This is a genomic window from Janthinobacterium sp. HH106, from assembly GCF_001758725.1.
GTDB lineage: Bacteria > Pseudomonadota > Gammaproteobacteria > Burkholderiales > Burkholderiaceae_D > Janthinobacterium.
Map to the genome: position 1 here is coordinate 1 of NZ_LRIC01000038.1, position 17,053 is coordinate 17,053.

At 61.1% G+C, this 17,053-nt stretch carries 15 protein-coding genes and 1 pseudogene; 11 read left to right on the forward strand and 5 right to left on the reverse strand.

Translation table 11 applies throughout. The features are described from left to right. From JAB8_RS15400 to JAB8_RS15425, 6 genes and pseudogenes are all read left to right on the forward strand, one after another. A pseudogene (locus JAB8_RS15400) lies at positions 1-240 on the forward strand (hypothetical protein); the annotation flags it as partial. Beyond that, the gene (locus tag JAB8_RS15405; RefSeq protein WP_070290509.1) at positions 240-2,270 is read left to right on the forward strand and encodes a secretin N-terminal domain-containing protein; all 2,031 of its coding nucleotides are present in this window, start codon (positions 240-242) and stop codon (positions 2,268-2,270) included. The pseudogene JAB8_RS15400 and the gene JAB8_RS15405, both read left to right, overlap by 1 nt. Then, positions 2,267-2,758, forward strand: coding sequence for a type II secretion system protein (locus JAB8_RS15410; protein WP_070290510.1), 492 nt, complete (start codon positions 2,267-2,269; stop codon positions 2,756-2,758). The genes JAB8_RS15405 and JAB8_RS15410 overlap by 4 nt, the downstream gene beginning before the upstream one ends. Before the next feature lie 3 nt (positions 2,759-2,761). After that, positions 2,762-3,154: a prepilin-type N-terminal cleavage/methylation domain-containing protein gene (locus JAB8_RS15415; RefSeq protein ID WP_070290511.1), complete on the forward strand. Its 393-nt coding sequence runs from the start codon at positions 2,762-2,764 to the stop codon at positions 3,152-3,154. 5 nt (positions 3,155-3,159) lie between these two features. Then, positions 3,160-3,810 carry a type II secretion system protein gene (locus JAB8_RS15420; RefSeq protein WP_070290512.1) on the forward strand — a complete coding sequence of 217 codons (651 nt, stop codon included), beginning with the start codon at positions 3,160-3,162 and terminating at the stop codon, positions 3,808-3,810. A 242-nt stretch (positions 3,811-4,052) separates the two neighbouring features. Beyond that, positions 4,053-4,550, forward strand: coding sequence for an FxDxF family PEP-CTERM protein (locus tag JAB8_RS15425; protein ID WP_070221384.1), 498 nt, complete (start codon positions 4,053-4,055; stop codon positions 4,548-4,550). Between the two features lie 350 nt (positions 4,551-4,900). On the opposite strand, the gene murJ is transcribed toward JAB8_RS15425, so the two are convergent. After that, positions 4,901-6,448, reverse strand: a complete 1,548-nt coding sequence (gene murJ, locus JAB8_RS15430) for a murein biosynthesis integral membrane protein MurJ (RefSeq protein ID WP_070290513.1) — start codon at positions 6,446-6,448, stop codon at positions 4,901-4,903. Between the two features lie 308 nt (positions 6,449-6,756). Between murJ and rpsT the strand changes: the two genes are divergently transcribed. Next, entirely contained in the window at positions 6,757-7,023 is a 267-nt protein-coding gene (rpsT, locus tag JAB8_RS15435; RefSeq protein ID WP_010395935.1) for a 30S ribosomal protein S20, read from the forward strand. Between the two features lie 175 nt (positions 7,024-7,198). Here rpsT and JAB8_RS15440 read toward each other — a convergent pair whose 3' ends face one another. The 3 genes from JAB8_RS15440 to JAB8_RS15450 form a co-directional block, all read right to left on the reverse strand. Continuing rightward, on the reverse strand, positions 7,199-7,642 hold the full coding sequence (locus tag JAB8_RS15440) for a DUF192 domain-containing protein (protein WP_070221386.1): 444 nt from the start codon (positions 7,640-7,642) through the stop codon (positions 7,199-7,201). 132 nt (positions 7,643-7,774) lie between these two features. Beyond that, the gene (locus JAB8_RS15445) at positions 7,775-8,056 is read right to left on the reverse strand and encodes a hypothetical protein (protein WP_139143060.1); all 282 of its coding nucleotides are present in this window, start codon (positions 8,054-8,056) and stop codon (positions 7,775-7,777) included. Positions 8,057-8,163: 107 nt separating this feature from the next. Continuing rightward, entirely contained in the window at positions 8,164-8,727 is a 564-nt protein-coding gene (locus JAB8_RS15450; RefSeq protein ID WP_070290514.1) for a pseudouridine synthase, read from the reverse strand. A 288-nt stretch (positions 8,728-9,015) separates the two neighbouring features. On the opposite strand from JAB8_RS15450, the gene icd reads away from it, so the two are divergent. Further along, the gene (gene icd / locus JAB8_RS15455) at positions 9,016-10,269 is read left to right on the forward strand and encodes an NADP-dependent isocitrate dehydrogenase (RefSeq protein WP_070221389.1); all 1,254 of its coding nucleotides are present in this window, start codon (positions 9,016-9,018) and stop codon (positions 10,267-10,269) included. Positions 10,270-10,357: 88 nt separating this feature from the next. Here icd and JAB8_RS15460 read toward each other — a convergent pair whose 3' ends face one another. Continuing rightward, positions 10,358-10,561, reverse strand: a complete 204-nt coding sequence (locus JAB8_RS15460) for a cold-shock protein (RefSeq protein ID WP_010395943.1) — start codon at positions 10,559-10,561, stop codon at positions 10,358-10,360. 321 nt (positions 10,562-10,882) lie between these two features. Here JAB8_RS15460 and clpS point away from each other — a divergent pair, with 321 nt between their 5' ends. From clpS to JAB8_RS15475, 3 genes are all read left to right on the forward strand, one after another. Continuing rightward, the gene (gene clpS / locus JAB8_RS15465; protein WP_070221390.1) at positions 10,883-11,185 is read left to right on the forward strand and encodes an ATP-dependent Clp protease adapter ClpS; all 303 of its coding nucleotides are present in this window, start codon (positions 10,883-10,885) and stop codon (positions 11,183-11,185) included. Then, the gene (clpA, locus tag JAB8_RS15470; protein ID WP_034751575.1) at positions 11,182-13,482 is read left to right on the forward strand and encodes an ATP-dependent Clp protease ATP-binding subunit ClpA; all 2,301 of its coding nucleotides are present in this window, start codon (positions 11,182-11,184) and stop codon (positions 13,480-13,482) included. The genes clpS and clpA overlap by 4 nt, the downstream gene beginning before the upstream one ends. Positions 13,483-13,642: 160 nt before the next feature. Continuing rightward, positions 13,643-17,002 (forward strand): S41 family peptidase, encoded by a 3,360-nt coding sequence (locus tag JAB8_RS15475; protein WP_070290515.1) that lies wholly within the window; start codon positions 13,643-13,645, stop codon positions 17,000-17,002. The last annotated feature ends 51 nt before the right edge of the window (positions 17,003-17,053 follow it).

Below are 17,053 nucleotides of genomic sequence, written 5' to 3' on the forward strand. Positions count from 1 at the left end.
AGATGGCCGCCGCCACCGCCGCCGACGGCGCCGCCGCTGCCCTTCGTCTACCTGGGCAAGGCGGCCGCCGACGGCGCCTGGGAAGTGTTTTTGTCGCGCGCCGACAAGACGTATATCGTGCGCGCCAATACCGTCATCGATGGCGCCTACAAGGTCGTGACGATCGCGCCGCCCGTCATGACGCTCACCTATCTGCCGTTGAACCAGGTTCAGCAGCTCAACATTGGAGTACTCGAGTGATGTCTCGTTCCTTTTCACCGGCGCCTTTGCTGGCGTTGCTGGTGCTGCTGTCCGGCTGCGCGGGGCAGCAAGCTTACCGCGACGGGCGCGAGCTGATTGCGCAAGATCAGATCCCGGCCGGCCTGCAAAAACTGCAGGAGGCTCTGCAGCAGGACCCCGGCAACGCGCAATACCGCAGCGCGTATCTGCAGGCGCGCGAACGGGCCACCAGCAGCCGCTTGCAGCAGGCCGAGCGCCAGGCGCAGGCGGGACAGGGCAACCTGGCGCGCACCTCCTTCATGAGCGTGCTGGAAATCGATGCGCAGAACGAGCGCGCCAGCAGCGGCTTGCGCGCGCTCGAACGCGAGCAGCGCCAGGGCAAGCTGCTGGCCGAAGCGCAGAAGGATATCGACGCCAAGCGCTACGACCCCGCGCGCCAGCGCCTGAACGCCATCCTCACGGAGCAGCCGAATCACGCCGGCGCGCGCGCGCTGCTGCGCGAGGTCGATGAAAAAACGGCGCCGCCCGTGGTCGAATCGGGCCTGGCCAAATCGTACAAGCAGCCGATCACGATCGAGTTCCGCGACGCGCCGTTAAAACAGGTGTTCGAGCTGATCGCGCGCCGCTCGGGACTCAATTTCGTCTTCGACAAGGACGTCAAGGCGGACGCGAAAACCTCGATCTTCCTGAAAAACAGTACGGTGGAATCGGCCGTCTACTTCCTGCTGGTGACGAATCAGCTGGAGCAGCAGGTGATGGATGCGAACACGATCCTGATCTACCCGAACGTGGCGGCAAAATTGAAGGAGTACCAGGAAGTGCTGGTGAAAACCTTCTTCCTGGCGAATGCGGATGCCAAGCAGGTGGCCAACACGCTCAAGACCATTTTGAAGACGCGCGACGTGGTGGCCGATGAAAAGCTCAACCTCGTCATCGTGCGCGACACGCCCGAGGCGATCCGCCTGGCCGAGCGCCTGATCGCGCTGCAGGACGTGCCCGAGGCGGAAGTGGTGCTGGAGCTGGAAATCCTCGAAGTCAAGCGCAGCCGCCTGATGGAACTGGGCGTGGCCTGGCCATCGAGCCTGACCCTGACGCCACTTTCCACCTCGGGCGGCGTGGGGCTGACCATCAACGACCTGAATAACCTGAACCAGCGCACCATCGGCGTGAGCGACCTGTCCGTGACGGCGAATGCCAAGAAGACGGATGGTGACGCGAATATCCTGGCCAACCCGCGCATCCGCGTGCGCAACCGGGAAAAGGCGAAGTTCGTCATCGGCGACAGGGTGCCCGTGGTGACCACCACCATTTCGCCGGGCACGGGCGGCTTCGCTTCCGAGTCGATCAGTTACCTGGACGTGGGCTTGACGGTGAACGCCGAGCCGACCATCTATTTGAACAATGAAGTGGGCATCCGCATTTCGCTCGAAGTGAGCAACCTGGGGGCGGCCACCACCACCCGCAGCGGCTCGACCCTGTATCAGATCGGCACGCGCCAGGCCTCGACCATGCTGCAATTGAAGGATGGCGAAAACCAGGTGCTGGCGGGCCTGATCAACAATGAGGAGCGCAGCTCGGGCAACAAGGTGCCGGGCCTGGGCGACATACCCGTGCTGGGACGGCTGTTCGGCAGCAGCAAGGACGACAGCCAGAAGACGGAAATCGTGCTGTCGATCACGCCGCACCTGGTGCGCACCGTGCAGCGTCCGGAAGCGAAGGAATCGGAATTCTCTGCCGGCACGGAAGGCAGCTTCCGCCGCCGTCCCGACATGGCGGCCAAGGCGCCCACGCAGATGCCGGGCACGGTCATCGTGCGTTCCGGCCCGTCGGCCGTCGGCATGCAGCCGGCGCCGGCGCAGCCGATGATGACGCCGGGCCAGGTGCCATCGACCTTGCCGCAGAGCGTGGCGGCGCCGGAAGTGGCGCCGTCGCCCGAGCCGGCCGCATCGCCTTTGCCGATATCGTCGGGCCAGCCCGTGCCGCTGCAGGCGGCGCCCTTGCCCCTGTCGTCGAGCCAGCCGGTGCCGGTGGTGCCGCCGCCCGCCAAATGAGCGTGGCGCGCGCGCAAGGCGGGCAGGGCGGATTCACCCTGATCGAACTGCTGGTGACCCTGGCCATCCTGGGCGTGCTGGCCACCCTGGTGATCCCCGTCACGCAGGTGACGGTGCAGCGGCGCCAGGAGCAGGAATTGCGGCGCGCGCTGCGCGACATCCGCCAGGGGCTCGACGCCTATAAGCGGGCCGGCGACGAGGGCCGCATCCTGCGCGCGGCCGACGCCAGCGGCTACCCGAAAAGCCTGGAAGTGCTGGTCGAGGGCGTGTCGGACCAGCGCAACCCGAAGCGCAGCAAGATGTTCTTTTTGCGCCGCGTGCCGCGCGACCCGTTCAACGGCGACGCTGGTCTGAGCGACGCGCAAACGTGGGGCAAGCGCAGCTACGCCAGCGAAGCGGCCGAGCCGCGCGAGGGCGACGATGTCTACGATGTGTATTGCACGTCCGGCAAGACGGGCTTGAACAACGTGCCTTACCGTCTATGGTGAACCATGCCCGCTGAAAACGCCCCACGCCGCAGGCGCGGCTTTACCCTGATCGAATTGCTGGTGGTGCTCGGCATCGTGGCGCTGTTGCTGACCCTGGCCGTGCCGCGCTACTTTCCCAGTCTCGACAAGGCGAAGGAAACCGTGCTGGCGGATAACTTGCGCAACCTGCGCACCACCATCGACCAGTTCCACGGCGATACGGGGCGCTACCCCGATTCGCTGGAGCAACTGGTGGAAAAGAAATACCTGCGCGCCATGCCCATCGATCCCATCACGGAGAGCGACAGCAGCTGGCTGATCGTGCCGCCACCGGACGACACGCCGGGCCAGGTGTATGACGTGAAAAGCGGCGCGCCCGGCAAGGACCGCAGCGGCACGCCGTTCGCCGACTGGTAGCGGCCATGTACCGTTCTGCGCGCCGCCAGCGCGGTTTTACTTACCTGGGCCTGATCATTCTGGTGGCTATTCTGGGCCTGGTAGGGGCGGCCGGGCTGAAGATGGGCTCCTTGCTGCAGCGCCAGGCGGCCGAGCAGGAATTGCTCGATATCGGCGCGCAGTTTTCAGACGCCCTGTACAGTTATGCGGCGGCCACGCCGCCGGGCCAGCCGCAACAGCCGCCGACCCTGGCCGCCTTGCTGCGCGATCCCCGTACGCCCCAGCTGCGCCGGCACCTGCGCAAGTTGTTTGTCGATCCCATCACGGGCCGCGCCGAGTGGGGCTTGCTGTATCAGCCGGGCAGCAACGGCATCATCGGCGTGTACAGCCTGTCCCAGGCTGCGCCATTAAAGGTTGGCAACTTCGAGGCCCGGTTTGCCGGCTTCGAAGGCAAGGCGCATTTCTCGGAATGGCGCTTCATGGTCGATGCACGGGTGTCATCCGTGCCGTCAGCGGGACCGGCAGCTGTGCCAGCGAGTGATGAGGACAGCATCGCGCCCGCCTTGCCCGCGTCACCGTTGTTTTTTCGCCCTGTTACCCCACCGCAAGAACAAACGCCACCAGAGCAAAATGAACAGCTTGAACCGCAAAATTCCGCCGAAAACACTGCCGAATAGACGGTTTTACCTTAAAACATGGAAAAAATAAATGTATGCCTCGGTAACTATTTTTCCCTGGAAATTCATAGATGCCGGCAAATAGTTCATTTTGAAAATAGTTATCAGCGGTGAAACTTAGATAAAAAATTTATAAGTAATTCAATGCAATTATGTTACCATTCTGTTCAGTACTTCCGGTACTAATAAACTATTGGTGGCCTGCGTATTGCAGCCATAAATTACTTTTTAAGGGATAAGCTATGAAATTGAAATTTATCGCTGCAGGCATCATGGCAGCAGCATCGTTCAGCGCGTCGGCAGCAACCTACGACCTGGGCATTCTGGACCCAGCCGGTTCCGATACCCTGTCGGCTTTCACGACCAAGTTTGCGATCAATTCGCAGATCAATGATTCGTGGACCTTCCAGTTGCTGGCTCCATCGTCGACTTCGTTCGGTGCACTGCAAACGTTCTCCGTTGCTAACGGCGCGATCAAGGATTTCGCCGCGACCCTGGTCGGCTATGGCGACCTGGCCAAGAGCACGGCTAGCGGTATCCAGAATCTGAGCTGGGCAGGCGAATTGGCCGCTGGCACCTACACGGTGCAAGTCACGGGTCTGACCCTGGTGAAAAATGTTCAGTACGTAGGCACGGTTTCGGCCCTGCCAGTACCAGAACCAGAAACCTATGGCATGCTGCTGGGCGGCCTGGCATTGGTTGGCGCCGTGGCACGCCGCCGCGCCAAGAAAGCTGCTTAAGCTTTCGCTGCAATGAAAAAAACCCGCTCCGGCGGGTTTTTTTTCGTCTGGATCATTTGTGCAAGGCAGTACGCCGGCAACAACATCCTGCGCAATATGGGCAATCTGCGCAGGACCAGGCGCCAAGTTGAAGACAGTATGCGAGTACGGCGAGACGCCGGCAACAACGTCCTGCGCAATCTGGACAAGCCGCGCAGGGCCAGGTACCAAGTCGAAGACAGTATGCGAGTACGCGACACGCCTGCAACAACATCCTGCGCAATCTGGACAAGCTGCGCAGGACTAGGCGCCAAGTCGAAGACAGTACGCCAGTACGGCGAGACGCCGGCAACAACGTCCTGCGCAGCTTGTCACGCGTGGCGCTTGAAGTCGCGGAAGCGGAAGCCAACGAGGAACAAGGTGGCAAAGTACGCCACGCCGCACAGGGCCACCACCAGGGCCAGCGCACCGGCCCGCAGCAGCGGATGGGCTTGCATGGCGATCCAGTCGATGCGCATGGCGCCAGCATACGCCACGCCGCCCATCACGATGAGTGCCGGCAGCAGGCGCGCGAAGAATTTGGCCCAGCCCGGTTTCGGCTGGTAGATGCCGCGCTTGCGCAAGCCCCAGTACAGGAAACTGGCATTCAGGCAGGCGCCCAGGCCGATCGACAGGGCCAGGCCGGCCACGGCGATGTAGGGCACGAACAGCAGATTCATCAGCTGCGTGGCGATCAGCACGCCGATGGCGATTTTCACGGGCGTGCGGATGTCCTGGCGCGCATAGAAGGCGGGCGCCAGGGTTTTGACGAGGATGATGCCGATCAGGCCCAGGCTGTAGGCCACCAGCGGCTGCGTCGACATGGTGACGGATTCGGCCGTGAACTTGCCGTAGTGGAAGAGGGTGGCGATCAGCGGCGTGGCCAGGGTCGCCATGCCGACGGCGGCGGGCAGGGCCAGCAGGAAAGTCAAACGCAAGCCCCAGTCCAGCAAGGCCGAGTATTCCGTCTTGTCGCCGTCCACGTTCGCTTTCGACAGGCTGGGCAGCAAGATGGTGCCCAGGGCCACGCCCAGCATGGCGGTCGGGAACTCCATCAGGCGGTCCGCATACGACAGCCAGGAAATACTGCCTTCGGCCAGGCGCGAGGCGATGCTCGTGTTGATCATCAGGCTGATCTGCGCAGCAGACACGGCGAACACGGCCGGGCCCATCTTTTTCAGCACGCGGCGCACGCCGCCGTCGGACAGGCCGATGGCGGGATTGATCGACAGCCGCGGCAGCATGCCGATCTTGATCAGCGCGGGAATCTGGATGGCCACCTGCAGCAGGCCGCCGGCAAACACGGCGATGGCCATGGCGTAGATCGGCTGTTTCAAGTATGGCGCGAGGAACAGCGAGGCGGCGATGAAGGACAGGTTCAGCAGCACTGGCGTGAACGCGGGAATCTTGAATTCGCGCCAGGTATTCAAGATGCCGCCGGCCAGGGCCACGAACGACATGCAGGTAATATAAGGGAACATCAGCCGCGTCATCCACACGGCCGCGTCAAAAGCGCCCGGGTCCTTGGACAGGCCCGTGGCGATCACGTAGACGAACCACGGCGCGCCGACGATGCCGATGGCGGACACGAGCAGGGTGGCCCAGACGAGGGTCGTGGCCACATGGTCGGCCAATTGCTTGCTCGCTTCCTGGCCGTGCTGGTTCTTGTATTCAGACAAGATCGGCACGAAGGCTTGCGAGAACGCCCCCTCGGCAAACAATCGGCGCAACAGGTTGGGGATGCGGAAGGCAACAATGAAAGCGTCCGTGTAGGCGCCGGCGCCAAAGGCGCGCGCGAACAGGCTTTCGCGCAATAATCCGGTTACACGGGACAGCATGGTCATGCTGGAAATGGCGGCGAGGGTTTTAAGCAAGTTCATGGGGGCAGATTATAGCCGGGCGCGGTACCGTTAAACGCTTAAAATATGGTAACAAACGCTGCCGATTAGCTGCGCATTCGCTCTTGCCAGCCCCATTTTCAGGTGTTTTTGGCGTGATACACGGTTTTTTGATTTGCCCCCGCTTGAAAATATCGCTATAATCGAAGGCTGTACAGAATTCTGTTACGCAGACACTAATGTTTGACAGGCACTGGTTTGGCACACATGGTTCGGCAGACGCACAGAACGCACCGGTTGGCAAACACTAATGTTTGCAAACGCACTTTGACCCTGTTTTAGGAAATTCCATGGCAAATACCGCACAAGCGCGCAAACGCGCTCGTCAAGCAGTTAAGCAAAACGCACACAATTCGTCCCAACGTTCGACCTTGCGCACGGCTATCAAAGCTGCTCGCAAAGCGATCCAGGGCGGTGACAAGGCAGCTGCTGCTGCAATCTTCCAGGCATCCGTGTCGACCATCGACCGTATCGCTGACAAGAAGATCATCCACAAAAACAAGGCAGCTCGCCATAAGAGCCGTCTGGCAGCTGCTTTGAAAGCACTGTCCGCTTAATATTCGCCAGCAGGCAAGCCACCACGGTGGCCTTGCCTGTGCCGGTACGCTGGCACTGGTTGAAAAGCAAAAACCCGCAGATTCATTCTGGCGGGTTTTTTCGCGTGCGCGCATGCTTTTTCGGCCATCCGCGGCAGTCGTTTTCCGGCAGCGCCTTGCTGCCGGCCGCCACGGGCTAGCGCAGCGCTGGCAAGTTGCCGATGCTCATGCCCGGCTTGATGTTCTTTTGCTTGAACCAGCCCAGGTGCATTTCCAGCGCATAGCGCACGGGCACGGTCTTCGTGGAGCAATGACTGTCGAGCGTATGCGGCTGCATGTCTTCGATGTTGACGATCTTGCCGCTGGCATCGAGAAAGGCCACCGACAGGGGCAGCGGCGTGTTTTTCATCCACATGCATTGCGTCGAGGGATTGCCAAAGACAAACAGCATGCCCGCATTCGCCGGCATTTTTTCACGGTACATCAATCCCTGTTCGCGTTGCTCTTCTGTCGCCGCCACTTCCGCCTGGATCAAATGCATGCCGGCCGACAGCTGCACGCTTTTTGTTTGCGCCTGGACCATGCTGGCGCAAGACAGCAGGGCGATGGACAGGCAGAGACGGCGAAGGGGATTTTTCATGGGACGGGATGGGTGGCTGCGAAGCGGCGATTAAGCCATGCTGGCGGCCGCCTGGTCAAGCATGCGGTCTGGTCGCGCCCAAAGCGTGGGGTGACAGCAACATAGTCGTTGCCGTCACCCCGGGAATGACCTTTATTTCACCGGCTTGCCTGTTTCAGCGGCCGGCTGCTTCGTCTTGCGCGCCTGGGGAATCAGGCGCGACGCGTCCGTCGCGGCGGAGGCGTTGACGGAAGCCGACGCCGGCGGCACGGGCTTGCTGGCATCGGTGGCGGCCGAAGCCTGGCTGGCTGCCGATGCGGGTGGCGGCTTGACGGCATCGGTCGCGGCGGAAGCGTGCACCTGGGCGCCCGACTGGGCCAGTGCGGCGCCGGCAAGCAGGGAGGCGGCCAGCGTGAATATTACTTTTGTCATCATCTTTCCTTTCCGTCATGTGAAGGTCGGATGATTTTAATGCATTATCTAAAAATAAATAGTGCTTATTGGCAAAATTTTAGCAAGGAAAACCGTTTTTCTTGTGCCGTTCACGTTTTCCCAATGTTCTCGGCCGGCACTTCGCACCATTCGCCGGGCATCAGCGGGTGGCTGGCCAGAGAAAACGGGCCGATGGCGCTGCGCACCAGGCGCAGGGTGGGCAGGCCGACGGCCGCCGTCATGCGCCGCACTTGCCGGTTTTTTCCTTCTTTTAAAGTGATCGCCAGCCAGGAGGTGGGCTTGTCGGCGCGCGCGCGGATCGGCGGGTTGCGCGGCCACAGCCAGTCGGGTTCGGCGATGCGCACGGCCTTGCACGGCTTGGTGATGAAGTCGCCCAGGTCCAGCGGCGCCTGCAGGCGCGCCAGGCTGGCCTCGTCGGGCACGCCATCGACCTGCACCAGGTAGGTTTTCGCTTCCTTGCGGTCCGGGTGGCTGATTTCGTGCTGCAGGCGGCCGTCGTCCGTCAGCAGCAGCAAGCCTTCGCTGTCGGCGTCGAGCCGGCCGGCCGGATAGATGCCGGGAATCGTGATGTGGTCGGCCAGGGTGGCGCGGCCTTCCTGCGGCGAAAACTGGCACAGGACCTGGAATGGTTTATTGAAGAGAATGAGTGGCATGCTGGATAAATTGATGCAAACGAGGGTGGCTGCTGGTCGGCGCCGCAAAAGCGTGGCGCCCTGTAAGATACTGGTGCATAATGTGAAATGTTAGTCTTATGTCTTATAGAAGACATGGGCGATATGGCAACGAAGTTCTTTGGCGCTGCGGATGGCCCGGCTGTTCTTTCCCTGCTAAAGTGCCTTATTGCCGCCCTGTTCGGACTTGTTTTTGTAAACTCTGCAACCGCAGAGCGCGTCGCCGGCCAGTGTTACCCGCCAGCGGTGTGTCCCACTTCGGAGATCACGATGTATCAACATATCACTGTACCTGCTGACGGCCAAAAAATCACCGTCAACGCCGATTTTTCGCTGAATGTACCAGATAATCCCATCGTTCCCTTCATTGAAGGCGATGGCACGGGCATCGATATCAGCCCGGTCATGATCAAGGTGATCGACGCTGCCGTGGCCAAGGCCTACGGCGGCGCGCGCAAGATCAGCTGGATGGAAATCTACGCGGGCGAGAAATCGACGAATGTGTACGGCCCCGATGTGTGGCTGCCGGAAGAAACCTTGCAAGTGCTGAAAGATTACGTGGTCTCCATCAAGGGCCCGCTGACGACGCCCGTCGGCGGCGGCATCCGCTCGCTGAACGTGGCCCTGCGCCAGCAGCTCGACCTGTACGTCTGCCTGCGTCCCGTGCGCTACTTCACAGGCGTGCCGTCGCCCGTGAAAGAGCCGGAAAAGACGGACATGGTGATTTTCCGCGAAAACTCGGAAGATATCTACGCCGGCATCGAATACCAGCAGGGTTCGCCCGAAGCGAAGAAACTGATGGATTTCCTCGTCAATGAAATGGGCGTGACGAAAATCCGCTTCCCGGCCACGTCGGGCCTGGGCATCAAGCCCGTGTCCATCGAAGGCACGGAGCGCCTCGTGCGCAAGGCCATCCAGTACGCGATCGACAATGACAAGCCTTCCGTGACGATCGTGCACAAAGGTAACATCATGAAATACACGGAAGGCGGTTTCCGCGACTGGGCGTATGCGCTTGCGCAAAAGGAATTCGGCGCCGAGCTGATCGATGGCGGCCCATGGTGCAAGTTCAAGAATCCGAAGACGGGCCGCGACATCATCGTCAAGGATTCGATCGCTGACGCGTTCCTGCAACAGATTTTGCTGCGTCCGGCCGAATACAGCGTCATCGCCACCCTGAATCTGAACGGCGATTACATTTCCGACGCGCTGGCGGCGCAAGTGGGCGGCATCGGCATCGCGCCGGGCGCCAACCTGTCCGATTCCGTTGCCATGTTCGAAGCGACGCACGGCACGGCGCCGAAGTACGCGGGCAAGGATTACGTGAACCCCGGTTCCTTGATTTTGTCGGCGGAAATGATGCTGCGCCACATGGGCTGGCTGGAAGCGGCCGACCTGATCATTTCTTCGATGCAAAAGTCGATCGCCTCGAAGCGCGTCACCTACGATTTCGCCCGCCTGATGGAAGGCGCGACGCAAGTGTCGTGTTCCGGTTTCGGCGACGTGATGATCGAGCACATGTAATAAGCGGGGGCAGGGTGCTGCGCACCCTGCGGACGAAAAAAAACCCCGTTTGACAACGGGGCTTTTCACATCTGAGGGCCGGCGATGCTTAGGCTGCTTGGATGTTGGAAGCTTGCTTGCCTTTAGGGCCTTGCGTGACTTCGAATTGAACTTTTTGACCTTCTTTGAGGGTCTTGAAACCGTTCATGTTGATTGCGGAGAAATGAGCAAACAAATCTTCGCCGCCATCATCTGGAGTGATGAAGCCAAAACCTTTGGAATCATTGAACCACTTAACTGTACCTGTTGCCATAAAAAGAACTTTCAAAATTAAAACAAATCACACGAGCCATAAAAGCAAGAAGCTTCTTGCCCCCTCCTCGACGTCTCACTTCTTATCAAGCTGTACATTACTGCAACAGTCGATACAGCATTGTTGGCGGAATAAATAATGAAGTCAAGCGCTTTTCCATCGATATTGACAAATTCTTCACGACGACCAAAAAAGCAACTCTTGATTTTGACAGCAAGGTCGCCATCTGCGCACTATTAAGAAAACGCGTAAGATTGAAAACAATTGGAAAGGCGTAGATATTGCGCATGACAACCACTGTGAAAGCATTAGAATAAGCGTATGGCAACCAAGCACGACTCAGAAACCCTGCTGGAGCGGCAAGTGCTGAAGCCGCCGCCGCTCTATCAGGTAGCCTTGCTCAATGACGACTACACCCCGATGGAATTTGTGGTGGCCATCATTCAGGAGTATTTCAACAAGGACCGTGAAACGGCGACGCAAATCATGCTCAGTGTTCATCGCTACGGCAAAGGAGTGTGCGGCGTGTTCTCTAAAGATATAGCGTGTACCAAAGTGGAGTTCGTTTTAACGCATGCGCGCAAGGCGGGGCACCCCCTGCAGTGCGTGATGGAGGAAGTATGATTGCGCAGGAATTAGAAGTAAGTTTGCACATGGCGTTTGTCGAAGCTCGGCAGGCACGGCACGAATTCATCACGGTTGAGCATTTACTGCTGGCACTGCTGGACAATCCCTCCGCTGCCGAGGTATTGCGTGCCTGCGCGGTCAATATAGAAGACCTGCGCAAGACCCTCACCAATTTCATCGGCGATAACACGCCGACCGTGCCTGGCACGGGCGAAGTCGACACCCAGCCGACGCTTGGTTTCCAGCGCGTGATTCAGCGCGCCATCATGCACGTCCAGTCCGCCTCGAACGGCAAGAAGGAAGTCACGGGCGCCAATGTGCTGGTGGCCATCTTCGGCGAAAAGGATTCGCATGCGGTCTACTACCTGCACCAGCAGGGCGTGACGCGCCTGGACGTGGTCAATTTCATCTCGCACGGCGTGCGCAAGGACCAGTCGACGGAAAGCGCGAAAGCCTCCGAAGGCGTGGAAGAAGCGCCCGTCGATGGCCAGCCGAAGGAAAGCCCGCTCGACCAGTTCACGCAAAACCTGAACAAGGCCGCTGCCGAAGGCAAGATCGACCCGCTGATCGGGCGCGAGGAAGAAGTCGACCGCGTGATCCAGATCCTGTGCCGCCGCCGCAAGAACAATCCGCTGCTGGTCGGCGAGGCGGGCGTGGGCAAGACGGCCATCGCCGAAGGCCTGGCCTACCGCATCACGCAAAGCGATGTGCCGGAAATCCTGCAGAATGCCGTCGTGTATTCGCTGGACATGGGCGCCTTGCTGGCCGGTACCAAATACCGCGGCGACTTCGAACAGCGCCTGAAAGCCGTGCTGAAACAGTTGAAAGACAATCCGAACGGCATCCTGTTCATCGACGAGATCCACACCATCATCGGTGCGGGCTCGGCCTCGGGCGGCACGCTGGACGCGTCCAACCTGCTGAAACCGGCACTGGCCAACGGTCAATTGAAGTGCATCGGCGCGACCACGTACACGGAATTCCGCGGCGTGTTCGAGAAAGACCATGCGCTCTCCCGCCGCTTCCAGAAAGTGGACGTCAACGAGCCGACCGTCGAGCAAACCGTGCAGATCTTGCGCGGCCTCAAGTCGCGCTTCGAAGAGCACCACGGCGTCAAATACTCGGCCTCGGCCCTGTCGACGGCGGCCGAACTGGCGGCGCGCTTCATCAACGACCGCCATTTGCCCGACAAGGCGATCGACGTCATCGATGAAGCGGGCGCGGCGCAGCGCATCCTGCCGAAGTCGAAGCAAAAGAAAACCATCGGCAAGGCCGAGATCGAGGACATCATCGCCAAGATCGCCCGTATTCCGCCGCAAACGGTCAACCAGGACGACCGCAGCAAGCTGCAGACGATCGACCGCGACTTGCGCAATGTCGTGTTTGGGCAAGATCCCGCCATCGATGCGCTGGCCTCGGCCATCAAGATGGCCCGTGCCGGCCTGGGCAAGACGGACAAGCCGATCGGCTCCTTCCTGTTCTCCGGTCCGACCGGCGTCGGCAAGACCGAGGTGGCCAAGCAATTGGCCTTCATCCTCGGTATTGAGCTGATCCGTTTCGACATGTCCGAATACATGGAACGCCACGCCGTCAGCCGCCTGATCGGCGCGCCGCCGGGCTACGTCGGTTTCGACCAGGGCGGCCTGCTGACGGAAGCGATCACCAAGAAACCGCATGCGGTCTTGCTGCTCGATGAAATTGAAAAAGCCCATCCGGACATTTTCAATATCCTGCTGCAAGTCATGGACCATGGCACCTTGACGGACAACAATGGCCGTAAAGCCGATTTCCGCAACGTGATCATCATCATGACGACGAATGCGGGCGCGGAAAGCTTGCAAAAGACGTCGATCGGCTTCACGAATTCGAAGCAGGCGGGCGACGAAATGGCCGACATCAAGCGCATGTTTACGCCGGAGTTCCGCAACCGCATCGACGCGACCATCAGCTTCCGCGCGCTGGACCAGGAAATCATCCTGCGCGTGGTCGACAAGTTCCTGATGCAACTGGAAGAACAGTTGCACGAGAAAAAGGTCGAAGCCGTATTTACCGAGAAGCTGCGTGCTTTCCTCGGCAAGAAGGGCTTCGATCCGCTGATGGGTGCGCGGCCGATGGCGCGTTTGATCCAGGACATGATCCGCAAGGCGCTGGCCGACGAACTGCTGTTCGGCCGCCTGGTCACTGGCGGACGGGTCACCGTCGACCTCGACGACAAGGACCAGGTCTTGCTGGAATTCCCGGAACCGCCAGACGCGGCGCCGACGGCAGCACCGGAAACAGTGGAAGTGGAATAAACTTCCTGCCGTCAACAAAAAACCCGCCCACGCAAGTGGCGCGGGTTTTTTTACGTTTTTATGGACAATAAAGAAGGTTTTCTTTGGCTACAGGTATGCCAGAATTGCTGTCCGGTATCGACATGATGTCCATGCCACCTGACCGCTATCTGGATGCCACATGAAAATTTCCCGCAATCTCTCCTTGCTCCTGTTGTCCGCCGGCTTGCTGGGCAACGCCGCCGCTGCCGCGCCCGCCGGCAGTTATTTCCGCTTTCCCGCCGTGCGCGGCGATACCGTCGTCTTCACGGCCGAAGGGGACTTGTGGAAAAGCAGCGTGCGCGGTGGTGCGGCCCAGCGCCTGACCACGCATCCCGGCTATGAAACGAACGCGGCGATTTCGCGCGACGGCCAGTGGCTGGCGTTTTCCGCCGCCTACGAAGGGGCGCAGGAAGCGTATGTGATGCCGCTGGCCGGCGGCTTGCCGCGCCGTATTTCCTTTGACAATGGCGGCGTGCTGGTGCTGGGCTGGACGGTGCAGGGCGAAGTGCTGGTCAGCACGCAAAATACGGACGGTCCCGCCTCGCGCCGCATCGTCGCCGCCATCGATCCCGTGAAACAGACGCGGCGCGTGTTTCCCGTGGCCGACGCCAACGACGCCGTGCTCGACGACGCCGGCAAGACCCTGTTCTTCACGCGTTTCGGCCTGGCCATGACGAATGACAATGTGCGCAACTACCGGGGCGGCGCGCATGCCACCTTGTGGCGCTATGAGCTCGACGGCAAGGGCGAGGCCGTACGCATGCACGCGGAGCCCGCTGTGTTGGCAGGCAACAACAAGCGCCCCATGTGGTGGCAGGGCCGCGTGTATTACATCAGCGACGAGGGCGGCAGCGACAACCTGTGGAGCATGCTGCCCGACGGCTCCGACCGCCGCGCCTTGACCAGCCACACGCAGTGGGACGTGCGCAACGCGCAGCTGGGCGACGGCAAGATTGTGTATCAATTGGGCGCAGACCTGCAGGTACTGGACCTGGTCGCAGGGACGGATTCATCGCCATTGCCGATCAGCCTTGTCTCCGATTTCGACCAGCAGCGCGCGCGCCAGATCCGCTCGCCGCTCGACACCTTGAGCAATGTGCAGCTGTCGGGCAAGGATGAGCGCATCATCCTGACGGCGCGCGGCAAGGTCAGCATCGCCGGCACGGGCCGCCTGCGCAGAGTCGACATCGCCATTCCCGACGGGGCGCGGGCGCGCGATGCCGTCTTTTCCAGCGACGAGAAATCCGTGTTCGCCATCGTCGACACGAGCGGAGAAAACGAAATCTGGAAGTACGCGGCCGATGGCTCGGGCAAGGGCGAGCAGCTGACGACGCAGGGAGATAATCACCGCTGGAAGCTGTATCCGTCGCCGGACGGGCGTTGGCTGGCGCACACGGACAAGAAGGGCCGTTTCTGGCTGCTAGACCTGGCCACCAGGGGCAACCAGCTGATCGACGACGCGGGCAAGGCGGGCGTGGACAAGCACGACGAAGTGCAATGGTCGCCCGACAGCCGCAACCTGGCCATCGTGCGCGTGGCCAGCAGCGAGCAGCGCGAGCAGATCGGCTTGTACAACCTGGCGTCGAAGCAGTTGCAGTTCGTCACCAGCGACCGCTATACCTCCGGCTCGCCCGTGTTTTCGCCTGACGGGCGCTGGCTGTATTTCATGTCGGCGCGCAATTTTCAGGTGGCCAATGGCTCGCCCTGGGGCGATCGCAACATGGGCCCCGTGTTCGACAAGCGCATCGGCGTGTATGCGCTGGCGCTGCAGCCGGGCAACCGTTTTCCGTTCCAGCCCGACGATGAGCTGAGCCGCCCGGGAGTGAAACCGGCCGAGACGGATGATGAAAAGGCGGCCGAATCGGCGGCGGAAAAGGCATTGGAAAAGGCGGGTGGCAAGTCGGCCGTGAAGAAAACGCCGGCCGCCCTGCCGGACGTCGTCTTCAAGGGGCTGGCCGAGCGCCTGTATGAAGTGCCGCTGGCGGCCGGCAATTACAGTGCGCTGGCCATCGATGACAAGCGCCTGTATTTCCTCGAGCGCGACAGCGGCGAGAACAAGTTCAGCCTGAAAACCCTGGCCATCGGCAATGCCGGCTCCAAGCCGGAACTGCTGGTGGCCAATGTGCGCGAATTCGACCTGGCACAGGATAAAAAGCATTTGTATTACAGGACAGCAACCAGCGCAGCGGCCACAGGCCCGGGCGAAATGCTGGTGATCGAGGCGGGAGCCAAGCTGCCGTCCGACCTGTCGAAGGCGAAAGTAAAAGTCGACGACTGGACGTTTGTGTCGAACCCGCGCCTGGAATGGAAGCAGATGTTCAACGATGCGTGGCGCTTGCACCGCGATTTCCTGTACGACGCGAAGATGCGCGGCGTGGACTGGAAGGCGGCGCGCGACAAATATGCACCGCTGGTCGAGCGGGTCACGGACCGGGCCGAGCTCAATGACGTGCTGGGCATGATGGTGGCCGAAGTGGGCGCCCTGCATTCGCAGATCCGTCCCGGCGAATTGCGCCGCACGGAGCAGGAAGGCGCGCCGGCGGGCCTGGGCGCCGTGCTGGCGCGCACCAGCGAGGGCTACCGGGTCGAGCATGTCTACCGCAGCGAGGCGGAACTGCCCTCGGCGCGCGCTCCGCTGTCGCGCCCCGAGGTGGATGTGAAGGAGGGCGACGTGATCACGGCCGTCAACGGCAAGGACGTCCTGGGCGCGCGCGACATCAGCGATTTTCTGCTGAACCAGGCCGACAAGCAGGTGCTGCTGCAGGTCAAACGGGGCAATGGCAAGGGCGCGCCGCGCGCCGTCATCGTCACGCCCGTCAACATGGCGAAACAGACGGCGCTGCGTTATGGCGACTGGGAATTGAGCCGCGCCGAGCAGGTGGCCGCCGTCTCGCAGGGGCGCATCGGCTACCTGCACCTGCGCGCCATGGGCCCCAACGACATCGCCTCGTTCGCGCGCGATTTTTATGCGAACATCAACCGCGAAGGCCTGATCATCGATGTGCGGCGCAATAACGGCGGCAATATCGACAGCTGGATCATCGAAAAACTGCTGCGCAAGGCCTGGGCCTACTGGGCGCCGCCGGGCGTGCAGCCATCGTCGAACATGCAGAACACCTTCCGCGGCCATCTGGTCGTGCTGGTCGATGAACTCACGTATTCCGATGGCGAGACCTTCGCCGCCGGCATCAAGGCATTGAAACTGGCGCCGCTGGTGGGCAAGCGCACGGCCGGCGCCGGCGTCTGGCTCAGCGACAATACGCGCCTGGCCGACAACGGCATGGCGCGCGTGGCGGAAAACGGCCAGTTCGGCATCGACGGCCAGTGGCTGATCGAAGGCGTGGGCGTGGTGCCGGACGTCGAGGTGGAAAATCCGCCGCACGCCACCTTCAATGGCGCCGACCGCCAGCTGGAAGTGGCGCTCGACATGCTGGCGAAAAAGCTCAAGGAGCAGCCGCGCCCCGCGTTCCAGGCGCAGCCGATCCCCGCGCTGAAGTAATTCCGTTACAGGCTGCAGGCGGTCTTGAGGCGTGGCACCAGATAGCCGTAC

Bases quoted from the DNA above. Each gene is read 5' to 3' on its own strand.
- JAB8_RS15445 (WP_139143060.1), bottom strand. From the start codon at position 8,056: ATGATGACAAAAGTAATATTCACGCTGGCCGCCTCCCTGCTTGCCGGC.
- JAB8_RS15420 (WP_070290512.1), top strand. From the start codon at position 3,160: ATGTACCGTTCTGCGCGCCGCCAGCGCGGTTTTACTTACCTGGGCCTG.
- JAB8_RS15450 (WP_070290514.1), bottom strand. From the start codon at position 8,727: ATGCCACTCATTCTCTTCAATAAACCATTCCAGGTCCTGTGCCAGTTT.
- JAB8_RS15410 (WP_070290510.1), top strand. From the start codon at position 2,267: ATGAGCGTGGCGCGCGCGCAAGGCGGGCAGGGCGGATTCACCCTGATC.
- JAB8_RS15475 (WP_070290515.1), top strand. From the start codon at position 13,643: ATGAAAATTTCCCGCAATCTCTCCTTGCTCCTGTTGTCCGCCGGCTTG.
- clpS (WP_070221390.1), top strand. From the start codon at position 10,883: ATGGCAACCAAGCACGACTCAGAAACCCTGCTGGAGCGGCAAGTGCTG.
- murJ (WP_070290513.1), bottom strand. From the start codon at position 6,448: ATGAACTTGCTTAAAACCCTCGCCGCCATTTCCAGCATGACCATGCTG.
- icd (WP_070221389.1), top strand. From the start codon at position 9,016: ATGTATCAACATATCACTGTACCTGCTGACGGCCAAAAAATCACCGTC.
- JAB8_RS15425 (WP_070221384.1), top strand. From the start codon at position 4,053: ATGAAATTGAAATTTATCGCTGCAGGCATCATGGCAGCAGCATCGTTC.
- clpA (WP_034751575.1), top strand. From the start codon at position 11,182: ATGATTGCGCAGGAATTAGAAGTAAGTTTGCACATGGCGTTTGTCGAA.
- JAB8_RS15460 (WP_010395943.1), bottom strand. From the start codon at position 10,561: ATGGCAACAGGTACAGTTAAGTGGTTCAATGATTCCAAAGGTTTTGGC.
- JAB8_RS15405 (WP_070290509.1), top strand. From the start codon at position 240: ATGTCTCGTTCCTTTTCACCGGCGCCTTTGCTGGCGTTGCTGGTGCTG.
- JAB8_RS15440 (WP_070221386.1), bottom strand. From the start codon at position 7,642: ATGAAAAATCCCCTTCGCCGTCTCTGCCTGTCCATCGCCCTGCTGTCT.
- JAB8_RS15415 (WP_070290511.1), top strand. From the start codon at position 2,762: ATGCCCGCTGAAAACGCCCCACGCCGCAGGCGCGGCTTTACCCTGATC.
- rpsT (WP_010395935.1), top strand. From the start codon at position 6,757: ATGGCAAATACCGCACAAGCGCGCAAACGCGCTCGTCAAGCAGTTAAG.